At 61.1% G+C, this 23,983-nt stretch carries 24 protein-coding genes; 11 read left to right on the top strand and 13 right to left on the bottom strand.

The features are described from left to right. Nucleotides 1-46 precede the first annotated feature (46 nt). Nucleotides 47-904, bottom strand: coding sequence for a slipin family protein (locus BJD99_RS00990; RefSeq protein WP_084344920.1), 858 nt, complete (start codon nt 902-904; stop codon nt 47-49). Nucleotides 905-1,202: 298 nt separating this feature from the next. Here BJD99_RS00990 and BJD99_RS00985 point away from each other — a divergent pair, with 298 nt between their 5' ends. Next, a complete protein-coding gene (locus BJD99_RS00985; RefSeq protein WP_084344918.1) occupies nt 1,203-1,673 on the top strand; it encodes a universal stress protein in 471 nt (156 codons plus the stop codon). 40 nt (nt 1,674-1,713) lie between these two features. Continuing rightward, complete coding sequence (locus BJD99_RS00980; RefSeq protein ID WP_306294078.1) at nt 1,714-2,112, top strand: VOC family protein; 399 nt, start codon at nt 1,714-1,716, stop codon at nt 2,110-2,112. Between the two features lie 61 nt (nt 2,113-2,173). Here BJD99_RS00980 and BJD99_RS00975 read toward each other — a convergent pair whose 3' ends face one another. The 6 genes from BJD99_RS00975 to BJD99_RS00950 form a co-directional block, all read right to left on the bottom strand. Next, nucleotides 2,174-2,752, bottom strand: a complete 579-nt coding sequence (locus tag BJD99_RS00975; protein WP_143541987.1) for a hypothetical protein — start codon at nt 2,750-2,752, stop codon at nt 2,174-2,176. Nucleotides 2,753-2,949: 197 nt separating this feature from the next. Beyond that, on the bottom strand, nt 2,950-3,738 hold the full coding sequence (locus tag BJD99_RS00970; protein ID WP_084344914.1) for a GAF and ANTAR domain-containing protein: 789 nt from the start codon (nt 3,736-3,738) through the stop codon (nt 2,950-2,952). Between the two features lie 161 nt (nt 3,739-3,899). Further along, nucleotides 3,900-4,931 (bottom strand): zinc-dependent alcohol dehydrogenase, encoded by a 1,032-nt coding sequence (locus BJD99_RS00965; RefSeq protein WP_256895265.1) that lies wholly within the window; start codon nt 4,929-4,931, stop codon nt 3,900-3,902. A 256-nt stretch (nt 4,932-5,187) separates the two neighbouring features. Continuing rightward, entirely contained in the window at nt 5,188-6,534 is a 1,347-nt protein-coding gene (locus BJD99_RS00960) for an MFS transporter (protein ID WP_084344912.1), read from the bottom strand. A 105-nt stretch (nt 6,535-6,639) separates the two neighbouring features. Then, entirely contained in the window at nt 6,640-6,921 is a 282-nt protein-coding gene (locus BJD99_RS00955) for an MGMT family protein (protein WP_084344910.1), read from the bottom strand. Beyond that, on the bottom strand, nt 6,918-7,478 hold the full coding sequence (locus tag BJD99_RS00950; RefSeq protein WP_136170382.1) for a DUF488 family protein: 561 nt from the start codon (nt 7,476-7,478) through the stop codon (nt 6,918-6,920). Before BJD99_RS00950 ends, BJD99_RS00955 begins: the two co-directional genes overlap by 4 nt. Before the next feature lie 223 nt (nt 7,479-7,701). Between BJD99_RS00950 and BJD99_RS00945 the strand changes: the two genes are divergently transcribed. After that, complete coding sequence (locus BJD99_RS00945; RefSeq protein WP_143541986.1) at nt 7,702-8,001, top strand: DUF4342 domain-containing protein; 300 nt, start codon at nt 7,702-7,704, stop codon at nt 7,999-8,001. A 133-nt stretch (nt 8,002-8,134) separates the two neighbouring features. Here the strand turns inward: BJD99_RS00945 and BJD99_RS00940 are convergent, their stop codons facing one another. Beyond that, entirely contained in the window at nt 8,135-8,929 is a 795-nt protein-coding gene (locus tag BJD99_RS00940) for an SDR family NAD(P)-dependent oxidoreductase (protein WP_084344906.1), read from the bottom strand. 197 nt (nt 8,930-9,126) lie between these two features. On the opposite strand from BJD99_RS00940, the gene BJD99_RS20595 reads away from it, so the two are divergent. After that, complete coding sequence (locus BJD99_RS20595; protein ID WP_143541985.1) at nt 9,127-9,714, top strand: DUF6611 family protein; 588 nt, start codon at nt 9,127-9,129, stop codon at nt 9,712-9,714. A gap of 31 nt (nt 9,715-9,745) precedes the next feature. On the opposite strand, the gene BJD99_RS00930 is transcribed toward BJD99_RS20595, so the two are convergent. Next, a complete protein-coding gene (locus BJD99_RS00930) occupies nt 9,746-11,002 on the bottom strand; it encodes a lipase family protein (RefSeq protein ID WP_143541984.1) in 1,257 nt (418 codons plus the stop codon). A gap of 134 nt (nt 11,003-11,136) precedes the next feature. On the opposite strand from BJD99_RS00930, the gene BJD99_RS00925 reads away from it, so the two are divergent. From BJD99_RS00925 to BJD99_RS00910, 4 genes are all read left to right on the top strand, one after another. Beyond that, nucleotides 11,137-11,736, top strand: a complete 600-nt coding sequence (locus BJD99_RS00925) for a TetR/AcrR family transcriptional regulator (RefSeq protein WP_084344902.1) — start codon at nt 11,137-11,139, stop codon at nt 11,734-11,736. Nucleotides 11,737-11,801: 65 nt separating this feature from the next. After that, a complete protein-coding gene (locus BJD99_RS00920; RefSeq protein WP_084344899.1) occupies nt 11,802-13,325 on the top strand; it encodes an acetyl-CoA acetyltransferase in 1,524 nt (507 codons plus the stop codon). Then, the gene (locus tag BJD99_RS00915) at nt 13,322-14,113 is read left to right on the top strand and encodes an enoyl-CoA hydratase-related protein (RefSeq protein ID WP_084344897.1); all 792 of its coding nucleotides are present in this window, start codon (nt 13,322-13,324) and stop codon (nt 14,111-14,113) included. The genes BJD99_RS00920 and BJD99_RS00915 overlap by 4 nt, the downstream gene beginning before the upstream one ends. Next, complete coding sequence (locus tag BJD99_RS00910; protein WP_084344895.1) at nt 14,110-15,264, top strand: acyl-CoA dehydrogenase family protein; 1,155 nt, start codon at nt 14,110-14,112, stop codon at nt 15,262-15,264. Before BJD99_RS00915 ends, BJD99_RS00910 begins: the two co-directional genes overlap by 4 nt. Nucleotides 15,265-15,272: 8 nt before the next feature. On the opposite strand, the gene BJD99_RS00905 is transcribed toward BJD99_RS00910, so the two are convergent. The 4 genes from BJD99_RS00905 to BJD99_RS00890 form a co-directional block, all read right to left on the bottom strand. Further along, nucleotides 15,273-16,232, bottom strand: coding sequence for an alpha/beta fold hydrolase (locus BJD99_RS00905; RefSeq protein ID WP_084345047.1), 960 nt, complete (start codon nt 16,230-16,232; stop codon nt 15,273-15,275). A 56-nt stretch (nt 16,233-16,288) separates the two neighbouring features. Then, on the bottom strand, nt 16,289-17,431 hold the full coding sequence (locus BJD99_RS00900) for an acyl-CoA dehydrogenase family protein (RefSeq protein ID WP_084344893.1): 1,143 nt from the start codon (nt 17,429-17,431) through the stop codon (nt 16,289-16,291). Nucleotides 17,432-17,598: 167 nt separating this feature from the next. Then, complete coding sequence (locus tag BJD99_RS00895) at nt 17,599-18,957, bottom strand: cytochrome P450 (protein ID WP_084344891.1); 1,359 nt, start codon at nt 18,955-18,957, stop codon at nt 17,599-17,601. Nucleotides 18,958-19,051: 94 nt separating this feature from the next. Next, nucleotides 19,052-20,308, bottom strand: coding sequence for a CdaR family transcriptional regulator (locus BJD99_RS00890; protein WP_084344889.1), 1,257 nt, complete (start codon nt 20,306-20,308; stop codon nt 19,052-19,054). A 132-nt stretch (nt 20,309-20,440) separates the two neighbouring features. Between BJD99_RS00890 and BJD99_RS00885 the strand changes: the two genes are divergently transcribed. The 3 genes from BJD99_RS00885 to BJD99_RS00875 all read left to right on the top strand — a co-directional run. After that, complete coding sequence (locus BJD99_RS00885; protein WP_084345046.1) at nt 20,441-21,994, top strand: aldehyde dehydrogenase family protein; 1,554 nt, start codon at nt 20,441-20,443, stop codon at nt 21,992-21,994. Between the two features lie 20 nt (nt 21,995-22,014). Then, the gene (locus tag BJD99_RS00880) at nt 22,015-22,842 is read left to right on the top strand and encodes an SDR family oxidoreductase (RefSeq protein WP_084344887.1); all 828 of its coding nucleotides are present in this window, start codon (nt 22,015-22,017) and stop codon (nt 22,840-22,842) included. Between the two features lie 46 nt (nt 22,843-22,888). Further along, nucleotides 22,889-23,983 (top strand): FAD-dependent oxidoreductase (locus BJD99_RS00875; protein ID WP_084345045.1); only part of this gene is annotated, 1,095 nt, incomplete at its 3' end.

The following is a 23,983-nucleotide window of genomic DNA, read 5'->3' as shown; positions in this document are numbered from 1 at the left end:
TCGGCACCGGTGGGTGCGGCGGCACCGAATTTGTGGGCCGTGGCGATCACCGCAAACCCTCGTCCGCGGCTTTGCGGTTCGGCACCATTGCGGTCGGCGCAGAAGAGGGAACCTGCGTCGCGGGCTCGACCGCTGCCGATCCCTCCCGAGCCAGGAAACTCCCGAGCTCGGCGATCGTCGACATCAGCGGTGCTGGGAAAACGACGGTGGTGTTCTTGTCGACGCCGAGCTCGACCAGTGTCTGCAAGTTGCGTAGCTGCAACGCCAATGGATGCGCCATCATGGTGTCGGACGCGTCACCCAACGCTGCCGCAGCCAACGATTCGCCCTCGGCGGCAATGATCTTCGCGCGCTTCTCTCGCTCGGCTTCCGCTTGTCGGGCCATCGCTCGCTTCATCGTGTCGGGCAATTGGATGTCTTTGAGTTCGACCAGGGTGACCTGCACGCCCCATTCGATAGTGGTGACGTCCAGGATGGCCCGGATGTCGAGGTTGATCTTGTCGGTCTCCGACAAGGTCTCGTCCAAGGTGTGTTGGCCGACGACCTTGCGCAGCGTGGTTTGTGCGATCTGGTCGATCGCCGAGTAGACGTTCTCGATCGCGACGACCGACTTCACCGCGTCGACCACCTTGAAGTAAGCCACCGCCGAGACGTCGACGCTTACGTTGTCGCGGGTGATGATGCCTTGTGACTGGATCGGCATCGTCACAATTCGCAACGAAATTCTATGCAGCACATCTACGAACGGAATGATGAATCTCAGGCCCGGTGCACGTTCTCCGATTACCCGACCCAGCCGGAAGAGCACACCGTCCTCGTACTGCTTGACGACCCGCACCGACAACGCCAGCAGCAGCAGGATCAGCGCGATGAAAATGACAACCACCACGACCAGCGCATTCATCACTGGGAACCTGAGACATGAACGAGCGCGGCATATTTACCGCAGAGCACGGGTGACCGCTCAACAGAAGAGCTGTGTGAAACCGTCATGGCGATCCAGACTTACAGACGATCAGCGACTCGTACGGGCCGCGGAGCCGAATACCCCAGCAATTCCGCGGCGGACGGCGAAATTCTTCCCGAACCAGCTGAAGTTCTCAGCACCGTCGACGCTACCCCTTTTCGGGTCCCACGTGGTCCCTGACATATCGGGACAAAAGACTCTGACGAGACGCGCAACCAACGCGCAGTCTCAACAGATGAGTACAACACCGACCAGCGGGCCCCAGACGGGTCCTTCTGAATCCACAGGCCACATAGTGGTGGGCGTCGACGGTTCACCCTCCTCGATCCTGGCACTACAGCAAGCGCGACGGATATCGGAGGCATTGGGAATCGGCATAGATGTCATGGCTGCGTGGCAGTATCCGACATACATGGGTGAGGGCTTCGCCAACGACATTCACCCCGATGAGGACGCCAAGCAAATTATGGCCGAATCGATCGTTGCCGCATTCGGTGACGATGCACCGACTGACATCGGACAGAGTGCGGTACAAGGTGTTCCAGCGCAGGTACTGCTCGACGCCAGTCGAGTGGCAGACATGCTCGTCGTGGGAAGCCGCGGCCGTGGTGGGTTCGTCGGTCTGCTGTTGGGATCGGTCAGTGCACAGTGCGCCGAGCATGCTCGATGCCCCGTGCTCGTCGTTCATTCGAGGGATCATCACTAGCGCGGGCAACGCCGGGTCCGTGCCACCCAACATTCCTTCGGTGGCCGTCTCGTCGATGTTGATGGGAGTACTCGAGCTCGAGATCTCGACCAAGTTCTACTGCGAGGTCTTCGAATGCACCGTCGCGTTACGGGAGCCGGATGCGGCACTATTGTTGGCACCGGACGGATTTCAGATCTATCTGTACGCGGACCGATCTCTGGTGCAACGCCCAATCGGCGCCCTCGGAGTAAAAGAGGTCATGTGGTCCACTGCAACCGAGAAAGAACTCGAACAGGTCGGTGAACGATTGCGACAGCACTATCCGTCCACGTACATTCACAGCGCCGGCGGAGTGAAGTTCCTCGACGGACGGGACCCGGATGGAAACCGAATTCTCGTTGCCTATCCGAGTCCGCTCCAACTTCCGCGCCACATCATCGCCGATCGGTTCAAATGACAGCGGCTACCTTTTCGATCCTCCAGTGCTGCATCGATTTTCATGCATCATAGTCGATCCGCTAGCATCGGGGCGGATGCCATCCGAGGGCATCACGTAGGACCCGTCGGGCAATCTCGATAGTCGGTGAGCCCGACTGCAGCGCAAGACGATGCAATTCCGCGCGTCCCTCGCAGGGTGTTCGGCCGCTCTCGATGAGCACTCCCACTGCCTGATTGATTACGCTGACCGCAGTCAGCGTCCGCTGAACATCTGTTGCAGCCGGCTCATTTTTGTCGGTGTGTCGAATACGGTCGTCTAGGACGATCGCGTCGCCGGCCAGTCCGAGTGAATAGCTCACGTCCGCAGCGAGATTGACGAAAGCACCGGCTGTCCCGGAGAGAATCACCAGTTGCGCAACGGCAGACGTCTTCGGTAAACCCGGCAGAGTGATCCGTAGAGACGAGGCAGCACCGCACGCATTGCCATCCTCCGTCGACGCCGCAACCTCGAACTGTCCACCATCGATCGTGATGGTGAGAGAAACGGAGACGACGGACGACACGGCATCGTCGATGTCGGACACCAGCCGGAGCGCCAGATGTGCGAGATCGACTGTGTCACTGTCGAGCGCTTCGGTAAGTAGGAAAAGGTCGGCCATCAACCGACGTTGTAGTTCCATCGAAAATCCAGTGCGGCCCGATCGCCTGTTCGATACTTCCAGGACCCTGCGGAGTCAAATTTCCGTTAGGGAGATGCACGTGAGAGACCAAAGTCGGACTCCAAGTCTCGGGTTCACCTGCGCCGTCGACGTTACCCTCTTTCGGTGGGCGATGCTCACAGCACCATGCGACGGACTTATTTCCGTCGAAGACGCGAACGGGCAGTCTTCATCGCCTCGGCGACCACCGTATCGGCCACAACAGCGAGCTTCTTGTGTTCGTTCTGGCTGAGCGTTCGAAGTTTTTCGTACCCTTCAGTGCCGCTGCATCCGCTTCTGCTGATCAGAATACCGATTGCCTGATCGATCACCGCTCGGCTGCTGAGAGCCTTTTCGAGCTGCTCGGTGAGTTGCACGGCGCTGGCCAACGCACGTGCGTTCTGAACCGAGACGGCGGCGGGGACTGCAAAGAGTTCGCCGAGTTCTACGGAGCGGTCGTCGAACGCATCCGGCTGATGGGCGTAGACATTCATCGCTCCGAGCACACCGGCTCGGGTGATCAACGGCAGCGACAGCACACTATGAACTCCCAGATGACCGACCTGGGGCCCGAACTCTGGCCATTGAGGATCTGCGTCGAGCGAACCGGACCGAACTGTGATGCCCTCCGAGGCGGCCGTGATGCACGGGCCTTGCCCCAGCCCGTACTGAATGCCGTCGACCACTCGCACGAAGTCCGCGCTGGCGACGATCGTTGGAGGCTTGTCCGAATGGAGAAGCGTCAGCCCTGCCCCATCGGCGCCGGGGATGGCCCGCACCGCGAACTCTGCCACGTGGGACAGCGTCTCCGACAGGGTCAACGTGCTCATCGCGAGCTTACCCAGGTCTGCCAGACTCGCTCTGAAATCGTCGTCGAGCTCGTCAGGGTATGTGTGCCGTGCACGAACAGCTACCCGCTCCGGACCACCGATGTCCTCTGCGTTCATCACGCTGCTCGATTCGTTGTGGCCACACGCGGTTTCTGCACGTGCTTGCCCTCCCGAACCCTACGGCGTCTGCACCGTCGTTATGACCTCGGCCGATGTTCTGCGAGGCGAGAAGCGCTTCGTCATTGTCCGCGTACTTCTCGAGATGGCGTCGGCCACCATCAGAACTCGAAGACCGCTCGCGCAGTCAAACGGCCGGCGAGCAGGTCGTCGAAACACTCGTTGACTTCGTCGAGCTTGCGAGGTACTGCGGAGACCTGTGTCCGGCCGGCTTCGTGCAAGGCGAATACTTCACGTAGATCTTTCCTGGTGCCGACGATCGAGCCGAGCACCGAGATACCACCGACCACAGTCTCGAAGATCGGCACCGGGAACACTCCATGAGCAGGCATCGACACACACACCAGCCGCCCACCGCGACGGAGTGATCGGAAAGCTTGGTCGAATACCTCGGGAATCACTGCCAATACGATCGCGACATCGGCACCGCCGAGTGCGCGGATCGCTTCGACCGGGTCCGTCGACGACGAGTTGACGGTGTGGTCTGCCCCGAGTTCGGTCGCAAGTTCCAACTTCTCGTCTTCGATGTCGACTGCGGTGACGAATCCTCCGGCAATCTTGGCATATTGCACAGCCATGTGACCCAGGCCGCCGACGCCGAAGATCGCAACACGCTGAGCCGGCAACACCCCGCCGACTTTGACCGCTTTGTAGGTCGTTACCCCTGCGCAAGTCAATGGAGCGGCGTCGAAGGAGGAGATTCCATCTGGCACTCGGGTGACGTAACGGGCATCTGCCACTGCGTATTCGGCGTACGCCCCATCGATCGAGTACCCGCTGTTCTGCTGTTTCTCACACAGGGTCTCCCACCCGGATACGCAGTAATCGCACTCACCGCACGCCGAACCCAGCCACGCGATGGCGACGCGCTCGCCGATTCGATCCTCGGACACTTGTGATCCCACGGCCTCGATGAGGCCGATACCCTCGTGCCCTGGGACGAAAGGCACGGTTGGCTTGGCGGGCCAGTCACCTTTCGCAGCGTGAATGTCGGTGTGACACACTCCGCAAGTTTGAATCTTCACGAGCACCTGCTGGGGTCCCGGGATGGGAACAGGAATGTCCTGGACGACGAGGGGCGTACCGAACTCGGTAACGACAGCAGCTTCATCCTGGGTTCCTCCGTAAATCACAAAGCAATGCCGTTCTCGACGGTCGAGCGATGCACGCTATCGATCCTCGCTGCCTCGACAACCATGCGTGCAGGGCCAGAAGTCACCACCGTCCAGGGACAATTATCAGCGCAGCAGAATATGCCGATACACGAAAGGAAGCCCCTGAACTGCGCATTTCGCAGTTCAGGGGGCCGCTCGAGTTTGTTTCATACAGAAGACTGGACGGCTGATGGCCGGTGCGTCGAACGGTAGCGTTGCCTAGCCCTATTGCAGGTCAGGTCATGCTCACTTCCTTCGTATCGGAGAGCGCTTTCGTGCAGGCGAGGCTGAGTACCGACAAGAGCGCCAGCATGACACCGATAGCAATACTTCCGAATTGTGCCGCGAGAGGGGCGGCGAGCAACGGCGGGATTGCGCCGCCGAGAACACCGGCGAGGTTGTATCCCAGTCCGGCACCTGTGTAGCGGAATCGAGTCTGGAACAGTTCCGGAAGAAGGGCACCGGTTGGCCCATAGGCGATACCGAAGATCGTCAGCGTCACACACATGGCCACGACATACGCAATCGGGCTCCCCGTGTCGAGCAAGGGAAATAGAACGAGCGACCAAGGAATTGCCGCTGCACAAGAGGTCATGATCACTCTGCGGCGTCCGACTCGGTCGGAATACGTTGCAGATAGTGCGATCGCGATACCGAAGACCACGGCGCCTACCAAGCCTGTCCACAACACGAAGGGGCGATCGAAGCCGAGGGTCTTTGTGCCGTAACTGGTCAGATATGCGGTGCCCATGTAGAAGAGCGAGAACAGTGAAGCCAGCGCTCCGGCGGCAAGCAGAATCTCCTTCTTCTGTACGTGCCAGGCTTCGAAGATCGGAAGGGTGGTAGCACGATCAGGAGTTCGAACTTCCGCTTCTTGGTTCGCACGGAAAACGGGTGTTTCTTCGATGGCCAGTCGCATGTACAACCCGATCAGCACGAGAACTGCACTGAGAAGGAACGGTATACGCCAACCGAAGTCGAGGAAGACTGCGTTGGTGTCACCGAATACAGCCCCCGTTACGAGGAATGTCGCGCTCGAAAGAATGAATGCCGCTGACGGGCCCAGCTGCGGGAACATGGCGTAGAAGCCGCGCTTTTTCGGTGGTGCATATTCGGCAGTGAGAAGAGTTGCGCCCGCCCATTCTCCACCTACAGCGAATCCCTGCCCGAATCGCAACAGAACGAGAATTATCGGAGCCGCTATTCCGATGGTGTCAGCGCTGGGTAGCAACCCGATTACAAAAGTGGATATGCCCATCAGAAGCAGCGTCGAGATCAGCGTCTTCTTTCGGCCGATACGGTCGCCGAAGTGTCCGAAGACCACAGCTCCGACAGGCCTCGCGATGAAAGCGACCGCAAAGGTGGCGAAGGATGCGACGGTCCCCGCAGTGGCACCCAATGCTGGGAAGAAGACTGTCGGAAATACGAGTGCGGCAGCAGTTCCATAAATGAAGAAGTCATAGAACTCGATTGTGGTTCCTATGCCGCTGGCGATCGCCACCTTCCGAACACTTGTGGTGGGTGCGGCGGAACGGGTCGTCGGCCTGCGGTCGACCGCATCATCCGGTGTAATTGAGGGCATTCATTCTCCAGAGGTATCGTCAGGAAGTGTGATGTGAATCTGAAGAAAAAGCCTATGTGACCCGCGTCATAAGCACCCACCCCTGAAAAGGGGTGGAAGATCCGCCTACTTCGTTCCGACCTTGGCCATATCCACGCGGTTGCCACGGAACGGAACACCTTCCGCTTCGAGCAATGCGCGCGCTGCTCCGCCATGGCACGTCGCAGGCGCACCGTCGGCGTGAACCACCCGCCACCACGGCACACCGTCGTCGAGCAGTCCGACGGCCCGGCCCACCTGCCGGGGACCTATGCCCAGTGCGCGACCGATCTCACCGTAGGCGGCGACGTGACCCGCCGGAATCCTCACCACCACGGCTCGAACTTCCGACACCAGGTCGATGGTCATGCCTCTGCTGACTCTGGATAAGTGATCGTTTCGCCTTGTACGTGCGCGAACTCTGTCATCGATGCGAGGCGGGTCGATGAAATCGACATAATGTCGAAAACCTCCGCCCCTGCAACGATGAGCGCATCCGTTATCAACCGTCGATGACAACGCCATGGCACGGCCTCGCTGCACATGATCGCCGGGATCGACTCGTGCGCGACCCGTAGCAGCTCAGCGAGCCCGGAACGGAATTCCGCGGTCTCCATGTAGTCCGCATAGTCGCGGAATGCCTTGACCCGCCACCCTCCGTTCGGGCTCGGCACATCAACCGGTGTATATCTACGACCGCCGATATCCCGGATCCACCGGTACCCGATTTCGGCCGGCAGCGCATCCTCGATCGCGTCCTGGTTCCACTGCGGATACTTTCGCGACCCTGGAAACGAACGCACATCGACCAGCTCGGTCACCTCGTTCGCACGCAGCATCTCGAACACTTCATCAGCAGTGCGAGTGGAGTGTCCGATAGTGAATACCCGAGGCACGGCGCGTTTGCTTTCCTGGCCCTTCGTCATCGAATCCAGATTACTCGATCGACTCCAGGCCACTCATCTCATGCATCTGGACAATGTCGCCGGCCCCATTCTGCTTTGATCTCGACGACCACTCCAACGGCCACACTTTCAGCAGAAGACAGAGGCACAAAGACCCTGAACTTCAGATGGCTCGAACAGCAGACTGATACCGGTGACCACACAAGGCCACCTCTCGCCCACCCGGAACGGAAATATACCAATCATGACCGAAAAGAATCAGGCCGACACGACTGTTGCCGAATCTCCCTCTCCGGCAGACACCTTGCAGGTTCAGGGGGCTGAAATCACTGCGGCGGTGAAGAAACTGCTTCACGGTGGCAACGTCCGAAAAATTGCGGTGAAAAGTAATCAGGACCAGAGCATCATCGAGATTCCAGTCACGGCCGGCGTCGCTGTCGCCATCGTCGCACCGGTTCTCGTAGCAGTTGCTGCCATCGCTGCCGCGGTGAAGGACTGCACAATCGAGGTTCACCGCGTCGACGAAGCTGCTCTGATCGCATGACAGCGATCCGAAAACCGCTCAGAAGGGCGGGAGCCCAAGTGGTTGCTGGTATCGATCGTGACTCTCTCACATCTGAGCAATCGGTAACTGCATGAGTCTCGCTGCGAATGAACAGCATTCACAGTCCGAGTGGTCAGTCAGGTTGCATGCGGCGATCCTCGGCAATTGCGTGATGGCTGGTCATACCACCGTCGACGACGAGTGTCTGTCCGGTGATGTAGCGGGACTCGTCCGAGGCCAGGAACAACATGGCGGCGGCAATGTCCTCGGGTTCACCGATGAACGGCAGGGCGTTGTGTGACCGGATCTTGTCGATGGCCTCAACGGAAAGATTGTTTTGCAAGGCTGGGGTCATCACCGCGCCGGGGGCGATCGCATTACAACGCACTTTTTGCGCTCCGTACTCGGTGGCGACGTACTGGGTCATGCGAATGACCGCAGCCTTGGCGGTGCCGTAAGCCACTTGCACGTAGTCCCCAGCCAAGCCCCCGACGGAGGCAGTGTTGATGATCGAGCCGCCGCCGGCATCGATCAGGTGCGGCAGAGCAAGCCGGCAGCCGAGGAGCGCACTACGCACGTTCAACTGCATCGTGCGGTCGAACTCTTCCAAGTCCAGCCGGAGCACGTCCAGATCCTTGCGCGGGTTACTACCGCCCACGTGATTGCACATGACGTCCAAGCGACCGAATTCCTGTACCGAGGCATTTACCAGGTCAGCGAGGGACTCCTCGTCCATCACGTCGACGGCGATTCCGATCGCGCGCCCGCCGGCTTCCTGTATCCGGGCAGCAGCATCGCTGGCCTGCTGCTGGTCCAAATCGGCGATTGTGACGGCCGCACCCTCGGCTGCGAACATTTGCGCGGCCGCCATACCGATGCCGCTTGCCCCGCCGGTAATTATCGCTGCCTTGCCCTGGAGTCTTCCCATAACGCTGCCTGCTTTCGACTAGTTTCCGAAGGTCAACTGTCGTCAATTGTCTCTGCAGCATACGACCGTCCGGCTACCTCCCGGGGCTGATAGAGCTCTGCACTGCGTGTCAAGGGATCATCAAGATCTTCAGCATGGGCATACAAGTCTCGTATCTTTCCGCCCAACGGCCCCGCCGTTGTCGTAGACCTGACCCAATGGATGAAGAACCTGTCACGCGAGGGTCGGCAGCGGGACACCCCCACCGCCACCCCGATGCGACACCGTCGGCCACACCCAGTGCTGCACGTCGCCTCTGGCGCCACCTTCTCGACGGCGAAAGGGCCTGGGGCTCAGTAGACACCTGGCACGCCCGCCACGGCATGACCCGCCACCGGCTCGTCGTTTTTCCTCCGGGCACCAACCTTGTCGAGCGTAGAGGTCTGCGCCTATGGCGAGGGTGGCCCTTGTGGGGCGCGATATTGTGGATCGTCAGCGAGGTGGTGCTGAGCAATCAGCTCGCTCCGATTCAGGCAGTCGCCGCGTCGACGACCGTCTACGTGCTCAGCGGGTACTGCGCATTCGTGATGGCAGGCACCCCGCGAACGCACATTCGGATAGAGGTAGCGATCACGATGACCGATCTACCCGACCGCGACTCCCTCGCTCGCCGCGAGAACATCGGCCGACACGCGAATCTCCTCGTCGACGCCGACAACCGTTTTGCAACACAACAGATCACCGCAGCCGAGCACGAAATGATCTGGAGCGAGGTCTACCGGCAACTGCCGGCAGGCAAGTACTGAACGTTCCATAGGTTCGATGAAGAATCGACGCTCAGCAATTACTCGTCGCAACGGCACCGTCGAACCGGTCCTTCAACCATTGCAGCGCCGGGACAGCTGTGACGAAGCCGATGACGTGGCCGAGTCCGGTCTTCGGAAGTATTTGCGGCACAGCGAGGTTGGCCGACTGGACAGGGACACCCATCTCGCACCACTCTCGTTCGAGCCTCTCGGTGCCACGCGCAGCGACGATATCGTCGCCCAAGTTCTGCCCCACGAAGACGGGCATTGCCGGCTTCAGCGTCCCGAGCCGCTGCGCGGCCACCAACGACGACAGCGGTTCGGTATTCATGTATTCCGAGATCGATCGACCGTCTCTGGTGTAGTCGGTCGTCGTGCCGAAGGGGCTCATTCGGACCGCGTCGAACACGCAGTAGTTCTGTGAACGCGCCAGGATCTCGCGTCCGGCATCGTTGAAGATCGAGAGCAGCGCGGTGTCGTGTTCGGGGTACGCAGCGATGAGACCGCTGACTACCCAGCCGATTCCGCCGGAGAGGATAGACCGGTCCCCGTAGTCGGCGAGATCGGTGAGATCAGGGGCTGGTGATCCCGCGAACGCCCCGGCGAACTCCAACTCGGGCGCGTACGTCGACGCGAGCTCGGCTGCGGCTCCGGCTGCTTGTCCGCCCTGAGAGTATCCCCACAACGCCAGCGGTGACGCGGGCGTGACGTCCTCCGAATTCATCGACCGCGCAGCACGTGCCATGTTGAGCAGTGCCCGCCCACCATCGACACGATTGAGGTAGGTGTGGGTTCCAGGAGTGCCGAGTCCGACATAGTCGGTCATGGCGACGCTGTAACCGGCCGCCAGCAATGGGCCGACCTGAAGGTTTTCGTACTCCTGCCCGTACGTCATCAACTTCGAGGGTGCGCATTGATCACCCAGCCCTTGCGTTCCTGGGGCAAACGCAACCAACGGTCGAGGTCCTTGTCCTGCCCAAGGCAGGTTGGGCACGAGCAGAGTACCGGTGACGGCGACCGGCTCGTCAGCGACGTTCTCGCTGCGATACATCACCCGGGTCACGCGAGCATCGACGACAGCTCCGGTGCCAGGGATGATTGCGTCGACCGACGGTTCGGTTCTGATGACGTCTCCAGGAGCGCCCGGCGGCAGCGGGGTCGGTGGCGTGTAGAAGTCGGCCCCACCTTCGGCAGCGGGTGCAGCGGCGGAAATGGGAGTGACCATCACAGTGGCGACGCCCCACAGCATCATCACGGCCACTGTTCGGATCATCTTGTTCTTCGACATTCACCTGCCCCTCGGACCTGGACGGAATCGGACCGACACTAATTCAGACAGTCATTGTCCGCAATAGGCGGGTCGACTTCCCAGGCCGATGCCTCGTCGCGAGAGTGCGATCTCGCAGGTGCGACAATTGGCGAATGCCTCAGGAGCGTCAGCGCGGGCCCGGTAGACCTCGGGATGCGGACATGGAAGTTCGCGTCTACGACGCGGTGCTCGAAGTGTATTGGGAAACCAGTTGGCGCGGATTCACTTTCGACGCGGTTGCGCGCAAGGCGAAGGTTGGTCGCGCGGCGTTGTATCGGCGTTGGGACAGCAAGGAAGACCTGTTGGTGCAGGCACTCGAGGCCCGATCGCCGCTGTCGACGCCGATCGATACCGGCACTGTTCGCGATGACCTCATCGAACTTTCCGAGCAACTCACCCATGGCTACGCCGAACTGTCCGGACTGGTATCGCTACGGGTGACTCTCGACGCGATGGTCAACCCCGACCTTTTGTCGCATCTCACCGACACGCTCAACCAGAGCCGCTTCGTCACCACAAGGCAGATCGTTCAGCGCGCAGTGATGCGAGGGGAGTTGCCGAGCGAGACTTCGACGACGCTACTGCTCGAACTCGTGACCGGCGCAGTACTTACACGCGCACTGTTCGCGCAGGCGCGCGCGGATGCGGGAATGCCGGATTCTCTGCGACATTCGACACTGATCGTCGACACCGTACTGCGCTCGCTGACCTAGCCGCGGTCCCCCGCTCGACCTACCCAGCATTGCGGACAATTATTGTCTGTATTAGCGTGGGGTGCATGACAGACCCCACGACAGTGCCGGTGATCATCGGCGTTGCCGATATTCGCTCGGGACGGGCCGGAGCACCCGCTACGCCGCGAGATCCCCTGGACCTCATCTCCGAAGCCACGATCGCAGCCCTTGCCGACACCGGAATCGAGACCATCGGCTCCCGCGTGGACACGATCTACGCGGTGAAGACCGCGAGCTGGTCCTACGACGACCTACCTGGCTTGCTCGCGAAGCGCATCGGCGCAGACAGCCCACGAACCTGGACCAGTTCGATCGGCGGGCACTGGCCTGCAGCTCTACTCGACCGCATCGCCTCCGAGATAGCCGACCGGTCCTCGTCGGTGGCGCTCTTGGTGGGCGGTGAAGCCCAAGCGTCGGTGACCGCGTTGATGAAACTCGGCGTCGATCCGACCACTCGGGGCTGGCTTGCGGCACCCGGGGGGCCACCCACCTTCACCTCGGACGACCTCGGCAGCCCCGAAATGCAACGCGCCGGGATACTCGCACCGACCCGCGTGTACCCACTGTTCGAGAACCGGTTCAGCTACGACATCGGTGACAACCCCCAGCAGTCTCGTGAATACTCCGCGCGGATGTATGCGCAGTTCTCCGAACTTGCTGCCGCACACCCGTGCGCGTGGATGCCTACCGCGCGGACATCGGAAGACATCGCCACCAGCGGACCCAAGAACCGGTTGGTCAGCGACGCGTACCCACTGACGATGAATGCGATGCCGTTCGTCGATCAAGCTGCCGCAATCGTCGTATGTTCACTCGCCGCTGCCATCGAACTCGGTGTCGCGGAGGATCGCATCGTCTATCTGTGGGGCGGCGCGGGCGCAACCGAATCCGCGGACGTGCTTGCGCGCAAAGACTTCGGCCGATCGGCAGCACTGACATCCGCCGTGGACCGCACCTTGAAGCAAGCCGAGGTGACAGGTGGCGATCTACGAATCATCGACGCCTACAGTTGCTTCCCCGTCGTGCCGAAGCTGCTGATCCAGGCTCTGGGTCTCCCGCACTCGACCGTGCCCAGCGTCCTCGGCGGTCACTCCTTTTTCGGTGGACCGCTCAACAGCTACTCACTCCACGCCATCGCTGAGGTCACCCGACTGTTGCGCAGCTCCGACGTCGACGCACCTGCGCTGGTCCATGCGAACGGTGGCTATCTCACCCATCAGCACACCGTGCTGTTGGCACGCACTCCTCATCGCAACGGGTACGTCGGCGATCCGAACATTCATGAGATACCGGCAACCGGTCCGCCCATGCTGCACGGCTACATCGGTGATGCCGATATCGTCACCGCAACAATAGATTTCGAGCGAGATGAGAGCCCGAAGTCTGCCTTGATCATCGCGGTGACCGACGATGGATCACGGGTCGCAGGCCACACGGACTCGAACGACGCCGCAACACTGCTTCGCTACACACAAGGCGGCGCTCGCTCGCTCGTCGGCGCGCGAATATCCATCACCGACCACGACGGCCGGGTTGCGGTCTCGTTGAAAGAAGAGGTACAGCCATGACCGAAGTCGTACTCACCGAAACACGTGGGCACACAATGCTAGTGACCATCAACCGACCCGCAGCCGCCAACAGCATCAACGCCGACGTACACCGCGGTCTCGGTGAAGCGTGGGAACTGGCACAAGCCACCGACGAGATCCGAGTGGTGGTGCTGACCGGGGCTGGAGAGGCAACGTTCTGCGCCGGCGCAGATCTCAAGGCCCTCGGCACCTCCGGACCGGATGGGGTGACACCGCCCGACACCGCACACTGGGGTTTCGCCGGAGTCGTCAAACACCACATCACGAAACCGATCATCGCGGCAGTCAACGGCAGCGCACTCGGCGGTGGTACAGAGCTCGCGCTTGCAAGCGATCTCGTTGTGGCAGCGGACACGTCGACCTTCGGGCTACCGGAGGTCAAGCGCGGATTGATCGCCGGCGCAGGTGGAGTGTTTCGACTCGTCACCGCCATCCCACGCGCAGTCGCGCTGGAACTGCTGCTCACCGGGAACGCACTGAGCGCCGAGGATGCGCTGCGTTGGGGCTTGGTCAATCGTGTGGTTCCGCAGGCCGAGGTACTGGCCACCGCTCTTGCACTCGCCGAGACCATTGCCGGCGGTGCGCCGTTGGCGGTCCAAGCCAGCAAGACCGTTGCCCGCGGAATCGTCGACGGGGCAGTCCGCAGCGAGACAGAGGGCTGGGCCCTCACCGAACAGGCCTTGGCACAGTTGAGTGCTTCGGCGGACACGATGGAAGGCATCATGGCTTTCCTGGAGAAGCGTGACCCGATCTGGAGTGGAAAATGACTGCTGCACTGCCGAATTCGTGGGACACCGATGACCGCAGGGCATTGCGCGATCTCACCCGACAGTTCACCACCAAGCACGTCCTTCCCGACCTCGCCACTTGGGAGCGCAATGGCGAGGTTCCCCGCGAGCTGCATCACACTGCGGCCACCTTGGGTCTCCTCGGGGCATCGACTCCCGAAAGTGTCGGCGGATCGGGCGGCAATGCACTCGATATGCTGGCAATCCTCGAGGAGATCATTCTGTCCGGGGGCTCCTCGGGCCTGATATCGGCGCTGTTCAGTCACGGGATCGCAACCCCACATATCGTGTCCTCGGGCAACGACGATCTCATCGACCGGTTCGCAAGGCCCGCTCTGGAAGGACGGATGATCGGGGCGCTGGCAATCACCGAACCGGGTGGCGGATCCGACGTCGCGAACATCTCCACCACAGCCACCCGCGATGGCGACTCCTATGTCATCAACGGCGCCAAGCTCTACATCACCTCCGGTACGCGTGCGGATTTCGTCACCACCGCTGTGCGGACCGGAGATCGCGGACACGCCGGCATCTCCCTCATCGTGGTCCCGACCACCACAACGGGATTCACCGTGTCTCGGCGGCTGGAGAAGATGGGGTGGCTGTGTTCGGACACCGCAGAACTGTTCTACGACAACGTGCGCGTCCCGGCCCAGAACCTCATCGGCGAAGAGGGATCGGGTTTCGGACAAATCGCCCAGCAGTTCCAAGGCGAGCGACTGTCGTTGGCATTTCAGGCCGTCGCAACCGCCCGTCGATGCCTGAACCTGACAACGGAATGGGTGCGCTCACGCGAGACCTTCGGACGACCGTTGTCCACCCGCCAGGTCGTCCGACATCGTATCGCCGAGTTGGCGACCGAAATCACTGCAGCCGAGGAGTTCTGCCGGTCGGTAGCAGTGCGGTGGGTCGACAACGGAGGCATGCTGGCCGAAACAGCGATGGCCAAGAACAACGCGGTCAAAGTCTGCGACCACGCCGTATACGAAGCCGTCCAACTGTTCGGAGGGCTCGGTTGTATGCGGGAGTCAGAGGTCGAACGACACTACCGCGACGCCCGAGTCCTGGGCATCGGTGGTGGAACCACCGAAATCATGAACGAGATCATTTGCAAGATGCTCGGACTCTGAGTTACTGATCAGTCGTTCGCAGTGGTGCGGGGTCGGGTCATCTCGAGCAATTCGATCACTTCTGCGTCGAATTCCGCAGAGGCCTGGATGTTCGAGCAGTGGCCGATCCCGACCATTTCGACGAATTTGGGTAATCTGCCGTGCGAGCGCAGGATCGCGGCGATCTGCCGGGCGACCGTAGGCGGTGTGAGGCGATCCATAGAACCCACAAGCACAGTGCAGGGGACCGTGAGATGCTCGAGACCACCGCGGACATCGAGATCGAACAATCCCGAACCCCACAGGACCCGCGTTTTGATCGCTACTCCCGTCACCATGGTGCGCAAGAAGTCCGCTTGTTTCAAGGTGGCCTGCGGTGACATTGCGATACTGCGCACTGCGCGGGTGATCGGTGCATGTTCGGGCAACCAGGCCCGGCTGCGCATGATCGCACCCAGTACTGGGCCTCGAACGAAGCCGTACCGTCCAGCGAACGGCATGATGGCCGTGTTTGCTCTGAATCGATCTGCGACCGTATTGGCAAGCAAGACAGCTGAAGCGTGGCTGCGCACCTGCTCCGGATGACTTTGTGCCCACGCCATGATGGTGATGCCGCCGAAACTGTGACCGGTGACCACCGCCGGCCTACCCGGCGAGATCGTCGCATCGAGGACGGCCGCGAGATCATCACCGAGCACGTCCGGCCGTACCCCGGCACTTCCCATCGTGCTACGTCCGAGCCCGCGCTGGTCGTAGGCAATGACGCGGTAGCGACTACTCAGGCTGTTGATCTGCGGGTTCCAGTATTCGAGCCTGCACGCGAATCCATGAACGAACACCACGGCAGGCGCGTTCTTCGGCCCGTATGCGCGGACATGGATCTGCGCACCGTCAGTGGTGCCAACCGTGAAAACTTCATACGGGCCCTGTGGATTTCGGAGCGGCCCCTCGGCCGTGTAACCCGCGCGGAAGTCGGAAACAGCATCCATGACAACTCCAAGTTCTCTGAAATCCATGCCGGGTCGTCATCGCTTCTCAGTTGCGATCAAAGGTTCAAGGATCGACCGATGATCTCTTTCATTATCTCGGTAGTGCCGCCGTAGATGGTCTGAACACGAGAATCCATGAATGCCTTGGCCACTGGGTATTCTTTCATGTAACCGTAGCCACCGTGGAGTTGCAGACAGCGATCGATCAGCTTGACCTGCGCTTCGGTTGTCCACCACTTGGCCATAGCTGCCTCTTGGACGGTCAGCTTCTCGGCATTGAGCTGTTCGATGAACTTGTCCACGAGAATGCGGACGGCTGTGGCCATCGTGGCCTCCTCCGCCAACACGAATCGTGTGTTCTGGAACTTGCTGATCGACTTACCGAACGCCTTACGGTCGCGGCAATACTGAATTGTGCTCTCCAAGACGGATTCCATGACCGCAGCCGCCACGACGGCGATGGACAGCCGTTCCTGCGGAAGGTTTTTCATCAGATAGAGAAAACCCATTCCTTCGTCGCCCAGCATGTTGGCCGCGGGAATTCGGACGTCGGTGAAGCTCAGTTCTGCGGTGTCCTGTGCCTTCAACCCGATCTTGTCGAGGTTGCGGCCACGTTCGAAGCCCGGCATTCCTCGTTCCACAACGAAAAGGCTGAACCCCTGTGCTCCCTTTTCAGGATCAGTGCACGCCACGACGATCACGATATCTGCGTTGATACCGTTGGTGATGAAAGTCTTGGAGCCGTTGAGAATCCAGTCATCGCCGTCGCGAACTGCGCGGGTCTTGATCCCCTGCAGGTCACTACCGGTTCCGGGCTCCGTCATGGCGATCGCAGAGATCAGTTCTCCCGACGCAAATCCCGGGAGCCACCTCTGCTTCTGCTCTTCGTTGCAGAGGTCGATCAGGTAAGGCGCGACGACATCGTTGTGGAGCATGAATCCGATACCGCTGTAACCACCCTTGGTGGCTTCTTCCGTGATGACTACGTTGTATCGGAAGTCTTTGACTCCACCGCCACCGAATTCCTCTGGAACGTCCATCCCGAGGAATCCTTGCTTGCCGGCTTCCACCCAGACGTCGCGGTCGACAATATTCTGCTCTTCCCACTTCTCGTGAAACGGCGCGACGTGTTGCGCCAAGAACTTCTTGAAGGATTCCCGAAAGAGCTCGTGCTCGGGTTCGAAAATAGTACGTTCCATGCCATCTCCCACTACGTCGATGCACCGTGTCCTCTTCTGAACTCCGGTGCACCCATTGAATTGTCGTACCAAAGATAGAATTCTTCAGAGCCTCCGTCGATGACCCAGACGATCCGGATCGATGACCGCATCCGTCAGCGTCGGCCATCGCGATCGCCTGCGAACTGTCATACCTCGCGTCGACGCAGATCGATCGGTTGGCCGTCCGAGGGGAACGGCAACGAGGTGAAGTCGAGTGGTGCAACGTAATCCGCGTCGACGTGCCAATCGAAGCGGAGCAGCAAGTGATGCATGATCGTCTTGATCTCGGCACCGGCGAAGGACATGCCGAGGCACTTGTGTACACCGCCGCCGAACGGCTCCCAGGCGTAACGGTGCACCTTGTCTTCACGTCTATCGTCCGCGAAGCGCTCGGGATCGAACCGTTCGGGTTCGGGCCAGTACTGCGACATGTGATGGGTGAAGTGTGGGACCACCGCCGCGTAGCTTCCGGCGGGGACGAAATGCCCCTGAATTTCGGTGTCCAGTACTGCTCGGCGCGCCATCACCGGCACCGGCGAAACAAGCCTGAGGCATTCCTTCATTACCAGATCGAGGCTGCTCAGTTCATCGAGATCGCCATAACTGGGCGCCGACGTTCCCAACGCGAGCGACTCCGTCCGGCATCTTTCCTGCCACTGTGGGTGCTGACCCAGGTACTGCATCATCGTGGAAATGGTGATCGTGGAGGTGTCGTGGGCGGCCATCAGAAGGAAGATCATGTGATCGATGACCTCGTCGTCGCTGAAGCGTTGACCGTCCTCCGACTCGATGTGACAGAGCACGGAGAACAGATCGTCCGTTTCGTGGGCTCGACGTGCCGGTAGGTAGTGCCGGAAGAAGTCCTCGAGCACCCGACGACCATCGAGCCCCCGCTTCCACCTCGTACCCGGGACCGGGTAGCGGACCACCGAGGTAGCCGCCTGCACACAATCGACGAAAGCTTCTTTCACCAAGGCGATTTCGCTGGCGGTGGAGTCTTCCGCGCCGCCCATGAAGATTTCGGTGGCAAGATCGAGGGTGAGGGTTTTGAGGGCAGTGTAGGCGCGGAATCCGGTTACCGGAGCCCACGCGTCGAGCGCCGAGTCCAGCGCCGGATTGAGCACGTCGACAGTTTTTTCGAGCCGCGATCGGGTGAAAGCCTGCTGCATGATGCGTCGATGCCGCAGATGTTCCTTGGAATCGAGCAGCATCAGGCCACCGTGAAAGAAGGGGCCGATCAGCACCGACCAACCGTCGCCATTGGCGAATGCCCGATCCTTGTTCTGCAGCACTTCCTGGCACGCGTCCGGCCCCAGCACCGCAACCCAACGCCTCCCGACCATCGAGAACCACGAGACCTCGCCGTATTGGTCCCATTGTTTTTGCATCAGTGCCAGTGGGTCGCGGATGTATTCGAACGAGTGCCCGACGCCGGGGATCCCGGATCGCCCCGAGATCGGGCGCAGGTTCGAGCCAGCGGGTGGGGCGGCCAGGACTTTGGACATCACGAAACCTCGACTTCGTTCCTATCTGACAGCGCGTCCTGTCAGATAGGAACACTGTGCGTTACGAAGGTCACATCTGTCAAGATCTGCTCCCCTATGCTCCGACGAGTCCGTTCGTATCGACCGGACCGTAGGCGTCGGCGTACTCGAGCGCGAGTTCCAACTTCAGCCGGTTCGGTCCGATTGGACGTCCGAGCAACTCCTCGGCGCGTTGAATGCGGTAGCGCACGGTGTTCTTGTGGACGCCGAGCGCCCGCGCGGCCGCGTCCGGACTGCGATTCGCCGCCAAATAGCTGCGCAGCGTACGACGGAGCATTGCCGAGGATGCATCGCTACCGTCGAGGCCGCGGAGCTCACGGGACACCAGCGCCCTGGCCGCGTCAGCGTTACCTTCGAGCAAGTGAAGAATCTCGATGTCGGCATAGCGCAGCAGCCGGGAACAGTCCGGTCGAGACTCCGAGATATGCTGGGCGGCAATAGCTTCCGTGTGACTCTGACGAAATCCATGCATTCCGACGACTGGATTACCGATTGCTACCCGAATACCGGTCGGAACGTCGCCGCCGATAGCCAGCGCCGTGAGATCTGGTTCGCAATCCGCAGACATCCATGCCCAGAGACCCCGCGATCCGGATGGCACTGTCAGCAGTTGCCGAGCCCCGATTGTTGCGGCGAGCGAACGGGCAGCGGAATCCAAGATCCCGATACCGTCTTCAGCAGGCTCGGGCTGCGAGTCTTCGAACCACAGCACAAGGGCAGTGTTATACCGAAGCAAAGGGTAGTCCAACCGATTCGACGCCGTCCCGACGTCCGCAATCTCACCCCGCATGATCGCCTGAACGGTTTCCGCCCGCCGCGCGAACGCGCCACTCAATCCCCGTTCCCGCTCTTGCCCGTAGGTGTCGGCGAGCACCTCGAGTGAGACGTTGAGCCAATGACTCGCCCTCTCCAGCAATCGAATCAGAACCTTCGGTTCCAGCACCGGGTCGGCGATGCGCTCATTCGCGGTCTCCGCTGCGAATTTCAGCAGCGCCTTCTGCCCGACGCGGTAAATCTGCATCAGCACCCTCAGATGCATACCGCGGCGGGCGATTGTGCGCGCAAGATCATGCGCCGCCGGCGGGGGTGCTACCTCCAAGGAATCACCGGTGAGCCACACCAGCAAGGCGCGTCCCTGCTCACGAGTACTGACGCCCAAATCTCTTCGAAGCTCTCGGTCCGCGGACACCTCGGGGACCTCGGCCTCGATCGCGGCGGCGAAGCGCACGACGAGGCTGTCCAGCGTTTCCGGCATCAGGGCCTCCGCCGCGAAGTCCCGGAGCCAAGCAAAGACAATGTCGTCAGCGGACACGCCAACACCCCTTCCATTTTGGACTTCGAACACAAATCGCAACGGTCCATTTAGCCAAATTGGCCAAGAATCGGTGTGACAACTGTGCAATCGTAATAGTTAATGTCGTACATCACAGAAGGCGGGGCTCGCATGACATCGGAGACCACAGTGCACACCGACCACCCGAGCATCGACGTGCACTGCCCCGCAGACGGCCGGTTCGTCGCATCCGTCCCGGACGAGGGTGCCGCGGCGGTAACCGACACGGTCAGAAGATTGCGCACTCACCAAACCGAGTGGGAGGCGCTAGGGCCGGAAGGAAGAGCCACATGGCTCCGGAAGCTGCGGGACTGGCTCCTCGACAATGAGCATCGCATCATCGACGTGCTCCAGTCCGAGACCGGCAAGCCACGCGCCGAAGCAGCCATCGAACCTGCGCTTGCGTGCGATCTGATCAACTATTTCGCGGACAACGCCGGCAAGTTTCTCGCCGACGAGCGAGTGCGGCCGCATGGCCCTCTGTCGATGAGCAAACGACTGATCAAGACCTTCCGCCCGTATCAAGTGGTGGGTGTGATCACGCCGTGGAACTTCCCGCTCGCGATGCCTGCGATGGACATCATTCCGGCTCTGCTCGCTGGTGCAGCTGTGCTCCTCAAGCCATCCGAGGTCACACCGCTGGCAGCGGTAGAACTGGCAAGGGGGTGGTCGGAAATCGGCGCTCCCCCAGTCTTTTCGGTACTCACCGGCCGAGGTGACACCGGTGCATCGGTCGTCGATTCAGTGGACTTCGTGCAGTTCACCGGTTCCACCGCAACCGGTCGAGCGATCGCGATACGGGCTGCCGAGCGACTGGTGCCCTGCAGCCTCGAACTCGGTGGCAAGGATCCTGCCATCGTGCTGGCGGATGCGGATCTGGACCGTGCAGTAGCCGGAATCGCCTGGGGTGGATTGTTCAACGCCGGACAGGTGTGCGTGTCGATCGAACGCGTCTACGTCGAAGCGCCGGTCTACGACGACTTCGTCGAACGACTGGCGAAGCTCGTGGGTTCGCTGCGTCAAGGAGCCGACGACGACGGGTATGCAATCGACATCGGTGCCCTGGCGACCCCGGCCCAGCGCGACCTTGTCGCGCGGCACGTAGCCGACGCTGTGAAGGGCGGCGCCACTGCCCTGACCGGCGGCAAGGCCGGCAGCACCGGCACGTTCTTCGAGCCGACAGTCCTCGTCGACGTCGATCAATCGATGGACTGCATCAGGGAGGAGACCTTCGGGCCGACAATCCCGGTCGTGAAGGTTGCCGATGCCGATGAAGCCGTGCGCTTGGCCAACGATTCCGAGTACGGACTGTCCGCAACCGTGTGGTGCGGGGACCGAGCCCGCGGCGAGGAGATCGCCCGCCGACTCGAAGCCGGCGCGGTGAACATCAACGACGTCTTCTCCAACCTGTTCGCGCTGGGACTACCGCATGGAGGCTGGAAGCAATCCGGTCTCGGCGCACGATTCGGTGGAGAGTATGGAATTCGGAAATACACTCGGCAGCAAGCGATCACAGTTCCGCGCGGACCCAAATTGAAGCGCGAGTTGCTGTGGTACCCGTACTCGCCGATCCGCGGTCGACTCGTCGGCCGCGTCCTGAGAGCCCTCGTCGCGCGTGACCCGCGCCGTCGCTTGTCCGTGACAAGCCGCTCGAACTCCCTGTAACGACCACAGAAGGACGGAACATGACAAATTCTCTGCGCGGTCGCGTCATCGCGATCACCGGCGGTGCCCGTGGAATCGGATTCGCTACTGCAACGGCCCTGACTCAGCTGGGTGCCAAGGTTGCGATCGGAGATATCGACGAAGTCAAACTGAAAGAGTCGGCGACCGAACTAGACCTTCTCAGCTACCACACACTCGATGTGACGGACGCCGAGTCGTTCGAGGCCTTCCTCGACCACGTGGAGACCACGCTCGGGCCTATCGACGTACTCATCAACAATGCCGGCATCATGCCCACCGGTCGGATCGCGGACGAGCCCCATGCGGTCACCCGCCGCATCCTCGACATCAACATCCTCGGAGTCATCACCGGTTCCAAGCTGGCTGTTCAGCGAATGTTGCCTCGCAGGCGTGGCCACGTGATCAACATTGCCTCACTTGCAGGCGAGATTTACACACCGGGTCTGGCTACCTACTGCGCCAGCAAATATGCCGTCGTCGGATTCACGGACGCAGCGCGGGTAGAACACCGCGGCACCGGAATCGAGTTTTCCATGGTCCTCCCCTCTTTCGTCAACACCGAGCTGACGGCAGGTACCAAGGGAATCCCCGGGCTCAAGAACGCCGAGCCCGAGACCATCGCGCGTGCCATCGTGGCATTGATCGAAAAACCCAAGCCGAAGGTAAGGGTGACGAAGCTGGTCGGTGCTCTGGCCGCGAGTCAGAAGTTCCTCCCGCGAAGCGTCGGTGAAGCGCTCACTCGTGCCCTTCACACCGACAGAGTCTTCCTCGAAGACGTCGACAGCGCTGCCCGGCGGGACTACGAGGAGCGGGCGCGTCACAGCTGAGAGTCCGCACGATCGCAGCCACCGACAGAAAGTACCGAGCCTTGCCATGAACAGTGAAAATGTAAGTGCAACAACAGCTGAACCGTCCGGAGAGCATGACCTGCGTCCACTGCGCGTCGCCATCGTCGGCGCCGGACCGGCAGGCATCTACGCCGCCGACGCACTCATGAAGTCCGACTACAACATCGCCGGCCGCGGCGTCAGCGTCGACCTGTTCGAACGCATGCCCGCCCCCTTCGGACTCATCCGCTACGGCGTCGCACCAGACCACCCCCGCATCAAAGGCATCATCACCGCCCTACACAAAGTCCTCGACAAACCACAAGTACGCCTCCTCGGCAACATCGACTACGGCACCGACATCACCCTCGACGACATGCGCCGCTTCTACGACGCCGTCATCTTCTCCACCGGCGCCAACGCCGACCGCGACCTCAACATCCCCGGCATCGACCTCGACGGCAGCTACGGCGCCGCCGACTTCGTCTCCTGGTACGACGGCCACCCCGACGTCCCCCGCACCTGGCCCCTCACGGCCGAAAAAGTCGCCGTACTCGGCGTCGGCAACGTCGCCCTCGACGTCGCCCGCGTCCTCGCCAAAACCGGCGACGAACTCCTCCCCACCGAAATCCCCGCCAACGTCTACGCCGGCCTCAAAACCAACAAAGCCATCGAAGTCCACGTCTTCGGACGCCGCGGACCCGCACAAGCCAAATTCACCCCCCTCGAACTCCGCGAACTCGACCACTCCACCAACATCGAAGTCATCGTCGCCCCCGAAGACATCGACTACGACGAAGGCTCCGAAGCCGCACGCCGCGGATCCAAACAGGTCGACATGGTCGCCAACACCCTCCAAGACTGGGCCATCCGCGACGTCGGCAACCGCCCCCACAAACTGTTCCTGCACTTCTTCGAATCCCCCACCGAAATCCTCGGCGACAACGGCAAAGTCATCGGCCTACGCACCGAACGCACCGAACTCGACGGCACCGGCAACGTCCGCGGCACCGGCAAATACAACGACTGGGACGTCCAAGCGGTCTACCGCGCCGTCGGATACCTCTCCAAAAACATCGCCCAACTCCCCTTCGACGACCAAGCCGGCACCATCCCCAACGAAGCAGGCCGCGTACTCGAA

The sequence above is a fragment of the Rhodococcus sp. 1163 genome (genome assembly GCF_002091985.1).
Lineage (GTDB): Bacteria > Actinomycetota > Actinomycetes > Mycobacteriales > Mycobacteriaceae > Rhodococcoides.
Note: the sequence above shows the minus strand (reverse complement) of the source record. Positions and strands in the feature narration are given on the sequence as shown.